The 12456-nt window shown below is 63.1% G+C and carries 13 protein-coding genes; 7 read left to right on the forward strand and 6 right to left on the reverse strand.

What is annotated here, in order from left to right; all coding sequences use genetic code 11:
* Positions 1 to 4: 4 nt before the first annotated feature.
* Together N5J71_RS01675 and N5J71_RS01680 are read left to right on the forward strand one after the other, a co-directional pair.
* Positions 5 to 802, forward strand: coding sequence for an alpha/beta fold hydrolase (locus tag N5J71_RS01675; RefSeq protein ID WP_279916177.1), 798 nt, complete (start codon positions 5 to 7; stop codon positions 800 to 802).
* A gap of 5 nt (positions 803 to 807) precedes the next feature.
* Positions 808 to 1362 (forward strand): peptidylprolyl isomerase, encoded by a 555-nt coding sequence (locus N5J71_RS01680; protein WP_104727733.1) that lies wholly within the window; start codon positions 808 to 810, stop codon positions 1360 to 1362.
* Between the two features lie 327 nt (positions 1363 to 1689).
* On the opposite strand, the gene fpr is transcribed toward N5J71_RS01680, so the two are convergent.
* The gene (gene fpr / locus N5J71_RS01685; protein ID WP_004423513.1) at positions 1690 to 2469 is read right to left on the reverse strand and encodes a ferredoxin-NADP reductase; all 780 of its coding nucleotides are present in this window, start codon (positions 2467 to 2469) and stop codon (positions 1690 to 1692) included.
* A gap of 113 nt (positions 2470 to 2582) precedes the next feature.
* Between fpr and N5J71_RS01690 the strand changes: the two genes are divergently transcribed.
* Entirely contained in the window at positions 2583 to 3509 is a 927-nt protein-coding gene (locus N5J71_RS01690; protein ID WP_004423511.1) for a LysR family transcriptional regulator, read from the forward strand.
* A gap of 3 nt (positions 3510 to 3512) precedes the next feature.
* Here the strand turns inward: N5J71_RS01690 and N5J71_RS01695 are convergent, their stop codons facing one another.
* Positions 3513 to 3878, reverse strand: coding sequence for a diacylglycerol kinase (locus tag N5J71_RS01695; protein ID WP_021488362.1), 366 nt, complete (start codon positions 3876 to 3878; stop codon positions 3513 to 3515).
* Positions 3879 to 4042: 164 nt separating this feature from the next.
* The gene (gene erdR, locus N5J71_RS01700; protein ID WP_004423507.1) at positions 4043 to 4693 is read right to left on the reverse strand and encodes a response regulator transcription factor ErdR; all 651 of its coding nucleotides are present in this window, start codon (positions 4691 to 4693) and stop codon (positions 4043 to 4045) included.
* A 203-nt stretch (positions 4694 to 4896) separates the two neighbouring features.
* Here erdR and N5J71_RS01705 point away from each other — a divergent pair, with 203 nt between their 5' ends.
* Entirely contained in the window at positions 4897 to 5823 is a 927-nt protein-coding gene (locus tag N5J71_RS01705) for a DMT family transporter (protein WP_039964492.1), read from the forward strand.
* Here the strand turns inward: N5J71_RS01705 and N5J71_RS01710 are convergent.
* Positions 5783 to 6505 carry a tRNA-uridine aminocarboxypropyltransferase gene (locus N5J71_RS01710; protein WP_084340617.1) on the reverse strand — a complete coding sequence of 241 codons (723 nt, stop codon included), beginning with the start codon at positions 6503 to 6505 and terminating at the stop codon, positions 5783 to 5785. The genes N5J71_RS01705 and N5J71_RS01710 overlap by 41 nt on opposite strands.
* A gap of 163 nt (positions 6506 to 6668) precedes the next feature.
* Here N5J71_RS01710 and N5J71_RS01715 point away from each other — a divergent pair, with 163 nt between their 5' ends.
* Entirely contained in the window at positions 6669 to 7070 is a 402-nt protein-coding gene (locus N5J71_RS01715; protein WP_104727725.1) for a quorum-sensing-regulated virulence factor family protein, read from the forward strand.
* 13 nt (positions 7071 to 7083) lie between these two features.
* Here the strand turns inward: N5J71_RS01715 and N5J71_RS01720 are convergent, their stop codons facing one another.
* Both N5J71_RS01720 and N5J71_RS01725 read right to left on the reverse strand, forming a co-directional pair.
* Positions 7084 to 7278: a hypothetical protein gene (locus N5J71_RS01720; RefSeq protein ID WP_004423499.1), complete on the reverse strand. Its 195-nt coding sequence runs from the start codon at positions 7276 to 7278 to the stop codon at positions 7084 to 7086.
* Positions 7279 to 7315: 37 nt separating this feature from the next.
* Positions 7316 to 9718: a phosphoketolase family protein gene (locus N5J71_RS01725; protein WP_279916178.1), complete on the reverse strand. Its 2403-nt coding sequence runs from the start codon at positions 9716 to 9718 to the stop codon at positions 7316 to 7318.
* Between the two features lie 125 nt (positions 9719 to 9843).
* On the opposite strand from N5J71_RS01725, the gene N5J71_RS01730 reads away from it, so the two are divergent.
* Complete coding sequence (locus N5J71_RS01730; RefSeq protein ID WP_074859974.1) at positions 9844 to 11247, forward strand: MBL fold metallo-hydrolase RNA specificity domain-containing protein; 1404 nt, start codon at positions 9844 to 9846, stop codon at positions 11245 to 11247.
* Positions 11248 to 11380: 133 nt separating this feature from the next.
* Complete coding sequence (locus N5J71_RS01735; protein ID WP_004423493.1) at positions 11381 to 12454, forward strand: LOG family protein; 1074 nt, start codon at positions 11381 to 11383, stop codon at positions 12452 to 12454.
* Positions 12455 to 12456 lie beyond the last annotated feature (2 nt).

Here is a 12456-nt window from a genome sequence, read left to right on the forward strand (position 1 = left end):
GCCCATGTCCTACTTCGACAACGACGGTTGCCAACTGCATTACGAAGACTACGGCCACGGCACGCCCCTGCTACTGGTGCATGGCCTGGGCTCGAGCACGCGCGACTGGGAATACCAGATCCCGGTGCTCGCCCAGCACTATCGGGTCATCGCCCTCGACGTGCGCGGCCATGGCCGTTCGGACAAGCCGCGCGAGGCTTATCGCATCGCCGACTTCGCCGAGGATGTCGCCGCCCTGATCGAACACCTGCGATTGCCACCGGTGCATCTGGTGGGCATCTCCATGGGCGGCATGATCGGCTTCCAGCTTGGCGTCGACCGCCCCGAGCTGTTGCGCAGCCTGACCATCGTCAACAGCGGCCCGGAGGTGAAGGCCAAGAGTGCGCGGGACTGGCTGGAAATTGGCAAGCGCTGGATGCTATCGCGCCTGCTCAGCCTGGACACCATTGCCAAGGCGCTGGGCAAGTTGCTGTTCCCCAAGCCCGAGCAGGCCGAATTGCGGCGCAAGATCGAAGAACGCTGGCCGCAGAACGACAAACGCGCCTACCTCGCCAGCCTCGACGCGATCATCGGCTGGGGCGTGCGGGAACGCCTCGATCGCATCACCTGTCCTACCCTGGTGATCACCGCCGACCGCGACTACACGCCCGTTGAACGCAAGCGCGAATACGTGGCAGAAATGCCCAACGCGCGCCTGCTGATAATCGAAAACTCGCGCCACGCCACACCACTGGATCAACCGGAACGCTTTAATAACGCCCTGCTCGCCTTTCTCGGCGAAACTGCCAACAAGGAAAACTGACCATCATGCTCAAGCAACTCGTTCTCACCACCGGCGCCCTGCTGCTGTCGACCAGTCTGCTCGCCGCGGAAAACCCCAAGGTGTTGCTGACCACCAGCCTCGGCGAAGTGGAAGTGGAGCTGGCCGCCGACAAGGCGCCGATCAGCACGCAGAACTTCCTCAAGTACGTCGACAGTGGCTTCTACAACGGCACCCAGTTCCACCGGGTGATTCCTGGCTTCATGGTCCAAGGCGGTGGTTTCGATGCCGACATGCGCCAGAAGGACACCAACGCGCCGATCAAGAACGAGGCCGACAATGGCCTGCACAACGTCCGTGGCACCCTGGCCATGGCTCGCACCCAGGTACGCGACTCGGCCACCAGCCAGTTCTTCATCAACCACAAGGACAACGCTTTCCTCGACCACAGCTCGCGTGACTTCGGTTACGCCGTGTTCGGCAAGGTGACCCGTGGCATGGACGTGGTGGACAAGATCGCCCAGGTACCCACCGGCAACCGCGGCATGCACCAGAACGTACCGCGCGAGCCAGTGCTGATCATCGACGCCAAGCGTCTGTAAGCCCCCGATGTAGCCGTAGCCCCGATGCAATCCGGGGGATTGCAACACACCCTCCCCGGATTGCATCCGTATATGGGCTACGAGAGCGGGCTACGGGCTACGAGAGCGCCATGAACGACAAAGCCGCCCATCGGGCTAATGCTGATCAGATAAGTTCGTCACCACCCCCTCCTACTTGCAGTAGAGGGGCGTTTTTCGTAGGAGCCAGCTTGCTGGCGATGCTTTTTATGGCGGATCGCCGGCAAGCCGGCTCCTACAAAGATCGAGTGCAACGGCTTAACTGACTGGCATTACCCATCGGGCGGCTTTGTCGTTGAACGGTGGCGCTTATTTTTCCACGAAGGCGCGCTCGATCAGGTAGTCCCCCGGCTCACGCATGCGCGGGGAGATCTTCAGACCGAAGCTGTCAAGCACTGCGCTGGTCTCGTCGAGCATGCTCGGGCTACCGCAGATCATGGCGCGGTCGTCCTGCGGATTGATCGGCGGCAGGCCGATGTCGGCGAACAGCTTGCCGCTGCGCATCAGGTCGGTCAGGCGGCCCTGGTTCTCGAACGGCTCACGGGTCACGGTGGGGTAGTAGATCAGCTTCTCTTTCAGCGCATCGCCAAAGAACTCGTTGCGCGGCAGGTGCTCGGTGATGAACTCGCGATAGGCCACTTCGTTCACATAACGCACGCCGTGAACCAGAATCACCTTCTCGAAACGCTCGTAGGTTTCCGGGTCCTGAATCACGCTCATGAACGGCGCCAGGCCGGTACCAGTGGACAGCAGATAGAGGTGCTTGCCCGGATTGAGGTCATCGAGCACCAGGGTGCCGGTGGGCTTCTTGCTGATGATGATCTCGTCGCCTTCCTTGAGGTGCTGCAGCTGCGAGGTCAGCGGGCCGTCCGGCACCTTGATGCTGAAGAACTCCAGATGCTCTTCCCAGTTCGGGCTGGCGATGGAATAGGCGCGCATCAGCGGGCGACCGTTTTCCTGCTGCAGGCCGATCATCACGAACTGGCCATTCTCGAAGCGCAGGCCCGGATCACGGGTGCACTTGAAGCTGAACAGCGTATCGTTCCAGTGGTGGACGCTGAGCACACGCTCGACGTTCATATTGCTCATGATGATTTCCTCGAAGAACTTCAGCGCCAAAGGCGCGATTGCGCGGGATTCTATTCGCGGCAACAATATCTGTTAAGTGGATTATCAAGATATAGGTTATCGGTTATATCGATATGCGATTTACTCTCAGACAACTTCAGGTGTTCGTCGCCGTGGCGCAGCATGAAAGCGTCTCGCGCGCCGCGCAATCGCTCGCATTGTCGCAGTCTGCGACCAGCACTTCGCTGACCGAACTGGAACGCCAATCCGACTGCCAGCTGTTCGATCGCGCCGGCAAGCGCCTGGCGCTCAACGCCCTGGGCCGGCAGCTCCTGCCCGAGGCCGTAGCCCTGATCGACCAGGCGCGCGAAATCGAACGCCTGCTGGGGGGCAAGAGCGGTTATGGCTCGCTGAACGTCGGCGCCACCCTGACCGTGGGCAACTATCTGGCCACCCTGCTGATTGGCAGCTTCATGCAGCGCCACCCTGAATGCCGGGTGAAGCTGCAGGTGCATAACACCGCTCATGTGGTGCAACAGATCGCTCACTACGAGCTGGACCTGGGCTTGATCGAAGGCGACTGCCAGCACCCGGATATCGAGGTGCAGCCCTGGGTCGAGGACGAACTGGTGGTGTTCTGTGCGCCACAGCACCCACTGGCTGGGCGTGGCAGCGCCAGCCTGGAAGAACTGACGCACGAAGCCTGGATTCTGCGTGAACAGGGCTCGGGCACGCGGCTGACCTTCGACCAGGCCATGCGGCATCACCCGCGCAACCTGAATATCCGCCTGGAGCTGGAACATACCGAGGCGATCAAGCGCGCTGTGGAATCCGGCCTGGGCATCGGCTGCATCTCACGCCTGGCGCTGCGCGACGCCTTTCGTCGTGGCAGCCTGATGCCGGTGGAAACTCCAGAGTTGGACCTGCGCCGGCAGTTCTACTTCATCTGGCACAAGCAGAAGTACCAGACAGCAGCGATGCGCGAGTTTCTCGAACAGTGTCGCGCACTGACGGCCGGAGTCAGTCGCAGCGATCAGATCGTCCTACCACCGATCATCTGAGCGTCAGCTCAAGAGGATGATTGCCCACACCGAGGCGATCATGCCCAACGCGACGAACTGCGCGGCGCTGCCCATGTCCTTGGCGTTCTTCGACAGCGGGTGGCGCTCCAGGGAAATGCGATCGATGGCTGCCTCGATGGCCGAATTGAGCAGCTCGACGATCAGCGCCAGCAGACACACGGCCACCATCAACGCGCGCTCGCCACGACTGACGTCGAGCAGGAAAGCCGATGGAATCAGCACCAGATTGAGCAACACCAGCTGGCGAAAGGCTGCCTCGCCGAAGAACGCGGCGCGCAGGCCATCGAGCGAATAGCTGGCGGCATTGAGGATACGTTTCAGGCCGGTTTGGCCCTTGAATGGCGACATGCGCCTCACCCCTACTGGAAGAGGCGCGCAGCTTACTGCATCCGCTGCGCGAGAACCTATCTACGAGATCGCGAGCTAGAGGGATACAAGGCGAGAGCAAGTGAAGCTGCGCAGTTTACTGGCTGCAAATGAGCAAGCCGAGCTTGCTTTCAACGCAGCGCAGCTCACTGCGCGGGGATCGATTCCATCTGCTGCAACAGCAACGCAGCCTGGGTGCGGGTGCGCACGCCCAGCTTGCGGAAAATCGCCGTCACATGCGCCTTGACCGTCGCCTCGGAGACGCTCAATTCGTAGGCAATCTGCTTGTTCAACAGCCCTTCGCAGACCATGGTCAGCACACGGAACTGCTGCGGTGTCAGGCTGGCCAAACCGGCACTGGCAGCCTTGACCTCAGCGGAAACCGGCGCCCCCTCTTCCGCCAGCGGCGGCCACCAGGTGTCACCATCGAGTACGTGTCGCACCGCTTGCTGCAAGGTTTCCAGCGGGCTGGATTTGGGGATGAAGCCACTGGCGCCGAACTCGCGGGAGCGGTTGACCACGGACGCCTCTTCCTGAGCGGAGATCATCACCACAGGGATCTGCGGGTACTGCCCACGCAGCAGTACCAGACCGGAAAAGCCGTAGGCACCGGGCATATTGAGGTCGAGCAGGACCAGGTCCCAATCACTTTTTTCAGCCAAGTGGCCTTCAAGCTCGGCGATGCTGGCAGCTTCTACCAGACGCACTTCAGGTCCCAAGCCCAGGGTCAGAGCTTGTTGCAGCGCGCTGCGAAACAGCGGGTGATCGTCGGCAATCAGGATTTCGTAGGCGGCCATGGGCAGATCCTGTTCTTGTTATAAGTGGCACTGAGGTGAGTATGGCAGTGCTTTTCGCCTGTAGACCCGCTCAAGCCTGCTCATTGAGCATCGCAGACTCCCCACTCGGACCGACGGCGGCGCTCAGCATGCCGAGCTGTGGCGGGGTGGTCAAGTTCAATGCTTTGCGGCACGATGCGCAGCTTTCCTGCCGAGAAGCCCTGATGCGAAGCCAAGCCCTGCGCGCTGACCTGCTGATGCTGATTACCGCGATGATCTGGGGCAGCGCCTTCGTCGCCCAGCGTCTGGGCATGGATAACATCGGCCCCTTCCTTTATACCGGCCTGCGCTTCGCCCTCGCCTGCCTGGTTCTGTTGCCGGTGCTGGCTTTGCTGCAACGCCGCCAGCAGCGCCCCGCTGCACCGCTGAATCGCAACCTGCTGGCGGGTGGCGTGATCATGGGCCTGGCACTGTCGTTGGGGATCAATCTGCAGCAGGTCGGCCTGCTGTTCACCACGGTGACCAACTCAGGCTTCATCACCGGGTTGTACGTGATCATGGTACCGATTCTCGGCTTGCTGATCGGCCAGCGCAGCAGCGCCGGCATCTGGTTGGGCGCCAGCCTGGCAGTGGTCGGCATGTTCCTGCTCAGCGTCGGCGAAGGATTCACCGTAGCCTCCGGCGACTGGCTGCAGTTGGCTGGTGCCTTCGTCTGGGGCGTGCATGTGTTGCTGGTGGGATTCTTCGCCAGCCGTCACGACCCGCTGCGCCTGGCCTTCATCCAGTTCGCCACCTGCGCGGTGATCAGTCTGGCCCTGGCGCTGGTGTTCGAGAGCGCGACACTGGACGGCATCATTGCCGCCGGGCCGGCCATTCTCTACGGCGGCGTGTTCGGCGTGGCGATCGGTTTCACCCTGCAGGTGGTGGCGCAGCAGCATGCCATCGCCTCGCATGCGGCGATCATCCTCTCGCTGGAAGCCGTGTTCGCCGCCATCGCCGGCGCCCTGTTGTTGAGCGAAGTGCTGGCGCCGCGCGGCTATCTGGGTTGTGCGCTGATGTTTGGCGGCATGCTGCTGGCGCAGCTGTGGCCCAAGCCACTGCCCAGCGAACTCAGGGGTACGTCTGCAAACGCTGGTGCAGAGCGTCGTTGAGATCCAGCGGCAGACGCCGTTTGGCAGCCAGGTAGTGCTGGCTGAACACATCGAGATAATCGTCCAGCGCCTCGCCGGCACGCAGGTCGCCAGCCAGCTCCAGGCACATGGCAGCTACCTCGGCGGTGCACAGGTGCTCGCCACGTGTGGAGCGACGCAGGCGATAGCGCGATAGTTGTGCCGGCGTCAGGCTCAGCACTGGCAGCGCATCCAGATACGGGCTCTTGCGAAACATCTTGCGCGCCTCGGTCCAGGTGGCATCGAGCAACACGAACAGCGGCCGCTTGCCGGGCGCAAGCCGCACCTCCTCCACCACGCGCTGCGGTGCCACGTACTCACCGGGAAACACCAGGTAAGGCTGCCACTGCGGATCGGCCAACAACTCCAGCAGCGCGGGGTCGACGGCAGTGCGCGTCCATCCGAAGGCGTGGGTTTCAGGCACCACATCAGCGATCAGCCAGCCGGTATTGCTCGGCTTCAACGCCTCAATGTCATGCATCACCAGGCACATGGCGGCATTGGACTCGACCTGCGGGCGCCAGGCGCACAGGCAATGGGTCGGCTGCACCCGGCAGTGCGGGCAGCGCTCGGCGCGCGAACCACGGGCGACGAAGGGTTTGAGGCTGCGCGCCAGGCGCTCTGCGCGCAGGCGGGCGACGGCATGTGGGGCTGGATGAGTCATGGAAGGCGCAACGGCGATTGGGCGCGCGATTCTAACACCTCACCCGCACCGCTGGCGGGCCAGAACCAGTAGACTGCAACCGTCACAGGCCTATGGCCACTGCCGCGAACATTCACGACCGTGGCCTGTCCAAGGCTGTCCACGCCTTCAGGAGTTACATCACATGCTGCGTTACATCCTTCCTGCCCTCGCACTCAGCCTGATGCTTGCCACCGCCCAGGCCGCCTCGCTAAAGGAGATGGAGCTGACTCGCACTCTGGAGCAGGTCGCCCGGCAAAGCAGCGAAGGCACGCCGCGGGCGATCAACGAGGACATTCTTGATCAGGGCTATACCGTGGAAGGTCACACGCTAATTAACCATCTCAGCGTGCGCGAAGCGCATGCCGCGCAGATGCGCGGCAACCCCGATACGGTGCGCAGCCAACTGGCGGCCAGCGTCTGCCGCAATCCGGGTTATCGCAGCCTGCTGGCGCAGGGCGCGCAACTGCGTTATCAGTTCAGCGAGTACCGCAGCAACCGTCCGGTTACCGTCGAAACCTTCGACAAGGGTGATTGCGGCCTGTAAGTACTGGCCAGGCTCAGCCTCGCTGTGCCCGGCGCTGGGCGTCATCGGCGCGCAACTCGGCGAGCAGGGCCTCCATGTAGCGTGAGCGTCGCCCACCCCCTTCGAGGCGACGCACGCACTCCTCCTGCAGACTCAACTGGTTGATCCGTGCCGCCTCCTGCAGCATGCGATAGAGGTCGGTTTCGAGTTCCACAATCAGCCTGGGCATACCTGCCCCTCCCTTGCAATTGCCCCAACCCGATCATTCAGCGCAGGATGTTGGGATCTCCCGTGCCGGCCAGTGCAGCCCGTTCCTCGGCCGTCAGCCAGGCATCGACCGCTGTGCCCAGCACCTCGGCGACACTCTGCAGCACATGCGCCCAGGTACAGCCATTGGCGAACAGCATGCCGGCCTCGTCGAAGGTGCCGCCACGGTTGCGATAACCCAGTACCCGACAGAACGCGCCCTCGCCCAGCACCGTGGACAAATGCCCCCGTGCCACCTCCGGGCGCATATGGCTGAGCAATACACGCCGCCGGTACGCAGCGGGGAACAACGCTTCATGCTCTGCAGGCGTAGCCAGCGCCGGTGCTTCCCAGGCATCACGCGGCCCCCGAAAACGTCCCGGCTCCTGCAAGTAAATCAGACGCCAGGCCACCGCATGCTGACTCAGACGAACGGCAGCACGGCGCATCGCGTGCAACTGGTAACTGCCGCTGGCGATCAGCAGCACCGGCTCACCCTCGCCCTCGGCAGCCACCAGTAAGGCACCATCACGGGCCAGCTGTTGCGCCTGCGCCGCCGTGAAGCTGCAGGGCTGCTCGCGCTTGGCCACCACCACGCAAGCCAACCTGCCGCGCTCCTGATAGATGCCAGGCAGCAGCGCCAGCAGCGAATTGTGGTCGGCCGGCAGCAGCACGCGCACGACATCGTGCATCTCGCCCAGCAGCGCCTCACAGAAGGTGGTGTCCTGGTGCGATTGCTGGTTCTTGCCGTTCTCCCAGGTGTGCGAAGTCGCCACCAGCGGCCAACCCAGCCAGCCTGCCGGGCGCCCGACTTCTTTCTGCTGGCGGGCGAAGATCAGGCTCTGACGCACCGCGCCGAGCATCTTCACGCAGAACGCCTCGTAACTGGCCACCAGATTCAGACCGCCCTGGTTGGCCAGGCAGGCGGAAACCACGGCCTCCTCGTTGAGCACCGTGATCACCGCGCCATGCACTGATTCCAGCTCGCTTTCCGGCTGGCTGACACGGTGCTTGAGCGCCTTCAGCACGCCACCCAGGCGGTTGCTGGCCAGTTCGTCCGGGTTGCCGACGCGGGGGCGTAACTGCGGATTGGCCCGTACCAGATCGACAAAGTAGCGATCCAGCGCACTCATGGGCGAACAGGCGGCGTCGTGAAAATGCAGCGCTGGCTGTATCGGCTGCGCGGGTTGACGACGGGCCAGTGGATTGTCTCGTTCAGGCTCACGCCCCTTGCCGGCAGCGAACAGGCTGCAGGCCTCGGCCAATGCCAGCGGCTGCACCCACAAGGCCGCCGCATGCTGGTTGAACAGTTCGCGTGCGTGCGCATCGAGCGCCGGGCTGGCCGGTAGCGGCAGGTTGTGCGCGGCATTGCTGCCAGCGCCATAGAAGCCATAGCCCTTGGTGGTTTCGGCAATGCCGTAGGGCATGGGCAGGGGATAGTCGATCAGTTCGCGATTGCGCTCATCTACCCGATGCGCCAGGCGCTGCTCCATTTCCCACAGCGCACAGACAAAGGCTGCCGGGTCACGCCCATCGAAGCTCAGCGGATCGAAACCACAGCCGCGCAGGTGCCGGCGAAAACCCTCCAGCCCCTCCAGCGTGCCGAGTTCGGTACGCTGCTCGATACGCCGACCGTTGGCGATCATCACCGGCAGCGCCACACCACAATCCTCGGCACGCCACCAGCGCGGCATCCAGTCGCTGCCGCGCTGCTCCTCGGCGGCGCCATCGGAGAGGAACGCCACCAGTTTTTCGCCCGGCAATGGCAGATGCGCGTACTGCAGCTCGGCAAAACCCAGGTACCCACCTTCGGCGATACCGCCGGCAGTGTGCGGGTTGACGTGACTGCCCAGCGGTACGCCAGGGCTGCCATCCGCGGCCTGGGCGTAGCTGTAGAAGTCTGCCGCCAGACAGCTCATGCCCGCTTCATCACAGGTATAGCGCTCAGCCTGCTCGGGATGCTGGTTGCCTGTCAGCAGGTTCAGCGCCTCGATTGCCGCCACGCAATGGCCCTGCCCCATCAACCAGCCACGTGTCTCGGCGGTCAGGGCATTGAGTGCCAGGTAACCGGCGTAGGCAGGCACCATGTTCAGCGCGCCACCAGTATGACCTTCCGGCACCGGTTTGAAGTCCTCGGCCTGCAGCGGCTGGCCATCGAGTCGAACGCGCTGGGCATAGGTCATGTGCACCACCAGCCAGAGGCCGGCTGCGGTCAGCGAATCCAGGGCGCGAAACAGGCGGTAGACGCTCGGCAAGTCGGGCTGCAAGCCGCTTTGCACCAGCTGATGGGCCAGACGAAAGACCGCAGCGCTGGTCTGCGGGCTATGCTGAACAGGTCCGTGGCCCGCCTGCCAGTGGGCGAAGTCGGGGTATTGCTGGGCGTGTTGAGCCAGAGTCGCGGCATCGGGCAAAAGCTGAGGCATGGGTCATCTCCTGAAAATTCACTTGCAGTTTAGGCACCCGGAGCCCTACATCTAGTGACCTGCATCAAACCACGCGACGCTTCAAACCGGCAGACTCGCCACATCATCACAACAAGGACAGAACCATGGCCCTGCTTACTTTTCTCGGTGCAATCCAACAAGTTACCGGCTCCTGCTACCTGGTGGAGAGTCGCGACGGCGCCAAGGTCCTGCTCGAGTGCGGCATGCACCAGGGGCGCCGCCAGGAGGAGGATCAGAACCGCAGCGCCTTCCCCTTCGACCCGCGGGAGCTGGATGCGGTGGTGATCTCCCATGCCCACCTCGATCACAGCGGGCTGCTGCCACGCCTGGTCGCCGAGGGTTATCGCGGCCCGATCCACGCCACCGAGGCCAGCAGCGAACTGCTCGAACTGATGCTGCTGGATTCGGCCTTCCTGCAGGAGAAGGATGCCGAGTGGGAGAACCGCTGGCGTGCACGCCAGGGCAAGCCGGCGATCACGCCGCTCTACACCATCGCCCATGCCGAGCAGGCGCTCAGCCAGCGCCGCGCGCATGCCTACGGCACAACGATAGAGGTGGCCAAGGGCGTGCAGGTCACCTTCCACAATGCCGGCCACATTCTCGGCTCAGCCATCGTCGAAATGCAGGTGCAGGATCACCACCTGCAGCGTCATCTGGTGTTCTCCGGCGACCTGGGCAATACCTGCTCGCCACTGATGCAGGCGCCGACCCAACTGAACAAGGCCGACGTACTGCTGATGGAGTCGACCTACGGCGACCGTGATCATCGCCCCAGTGACGAAACCCTGGAGGAGCTGGCCGACATTCTGCAGCAGGCGCACAAGGAAGGCGGCAACGTGCTGATCCCCTCCTTCGCCGTCGGCCGCACCCAGGACCTTATCTATTACCTAGGCCGCTTCTATCAGGAAGGCCGCCTGCCACAGCAGGCCGTGTTCCTCGACAGTCCCATGGCCATCCGCGCCAACGCCATCTACAGCCGCTTCCATGATCAGTTCGCCGCCGAAGACCGCGCTGCACTGGCTGCCAAGGGTGTCACCCGGGTAGAGGACTGGCTACCGATCCTGCGCTGCACGCCAACGGCGGAAGAGTCCATGGCGATCAACCGGATCAAGAGCGGCGCGATCATCATCGCCGGTGCCGGCATGTGCAATGGCGGGCGTATCGTTCATCACTTCAAGCACAACCTCTGGCGCGAGAACTGCCATCTGGTCTTCCCCGGCTTCCAGGCCAAGGGCACGCTGGGTCGTTTGATCGTCGATGGTGCGGAAACGGTCAAGGTGCTGCACCAGCGCATTGCGGTGAAAGCCAGGGTGCACACGCTGGGCGGTTTTTCTGCGCACGCCGGTCAGTCGCAGCTGATCGACTGGGCGAGCCAGTTCGAGCACCACCCCGAGCTGTACCTGGTGCACGGCGAGCTGGAGAAGATGCAGGCCCTGCAAGCCGCCCTGCGCGAACGCCTGAACTGGATCGCCAACATTCCCGAACCCGGTGAGCAGATCGCCCTGTAACCGGCGCTTACGAAAAGCAGGCAGCGAAACGGCAACCAGGCTGTGGCAAGCGTCATGAAACGCCATAATCACGGAACCGGTACGGGCGCGAGCCGCATCAACCTCTCGCCCGGCTCAGAACAGGAGAGCCTTCATGCCTTACGAAGCGGACGACTATCTGTCGCGCCACGTGCAAACCAGCGAAGTCGACCTGACCCGCAAGGTCGACGAACTGGTGGCACTGGCAGCCCCCGGCAACAGCCCGAACCTGCAGCTGTACCGGGAAATGCTCAGTACCGTGATCCATATGGCCCAGGCGGACCGCAACCGCTGGGACGCCAAGATCATGCTGCAGACCCTGCGCGAGATGGAAAATGCCTTCGGTGTACTGGAACAGCTCAAGCGCCGGCGCAAGGTCACCGTATTTGGCTCGGCCCGCACGCCAGCCGATCATCCGCTGTACCTGCAGGCTCGTGAACTGGGCGCACGGTTGGCGCAACGTGACCTAATGGTCATCACCGGCGCAGGCGGCGGCATCATGGCCGCCGCCCATGAAGGCGCCGGCGTGGACAACAGCCTGGGGTTCAACATCATCCTGCCCTTCGAACAAACGGCCAACGCGACGATGCGCGGCAGCAACCACCTGCTGTCATTCCATTTCTTCTTCCTGCGCAAGCTGTTCTTCGTCAAGGAGGCCGATGGCCTGGTGCTGTGCCCCGGCGGTTTCGGCACCCTCGACGAAGCGCTGGAAGTGCTGACCCTGATCCAGACCGGCAAGAGCCCACTGGTGCCCGTGGTACTGCTCGATCAGCCGGGTGGCAGCTACTGGAAGGACGCCCTGGGTTTCATGCGCCGCCAGCTTGAAGACAATGGCTACATCCTGCCCAGCGATCTGAACCTGATGCACCTGGTGTACAGCGCCGAAGAAGCGGTGGATGAAATCGTCCACTTCTATCGCAACTTCCACTCCAGCCGCTGGCTCAAGGATCGCTTCGTGATTCGCCTCAATCATCCGCTCAACGAGGCGGCTCTAGTCATGCTGGACAGCGACTTCGCCAGCCTGTGCAAGGAAGGTGGCTTTACCCAGCAACCCTACTGCGAGCAGGAGCGCGACGAACCGGAACTGTGCCACCTGACCCGTCTGGCCTTTGCCTTCAACGGTCGTGAATATGGCCGCCTGCGCGCGCTGCTCAATGTGGTTAACGAGCCGGCGAATTGGGCAAGCTGAGC

The sequence above is a fragment of the Ectopseudomonas oleovorans genome (genome assembly GCF_029845265.1).
In the GTDB taxonomy this organism is placed as follows: Bacteria; Pseudomonadota; Gammaproteobacteria; order Pseudomonadales; family Pseudomonadaceae; genus Aquipseudomonas; species Aquipseudomonas oleovorans.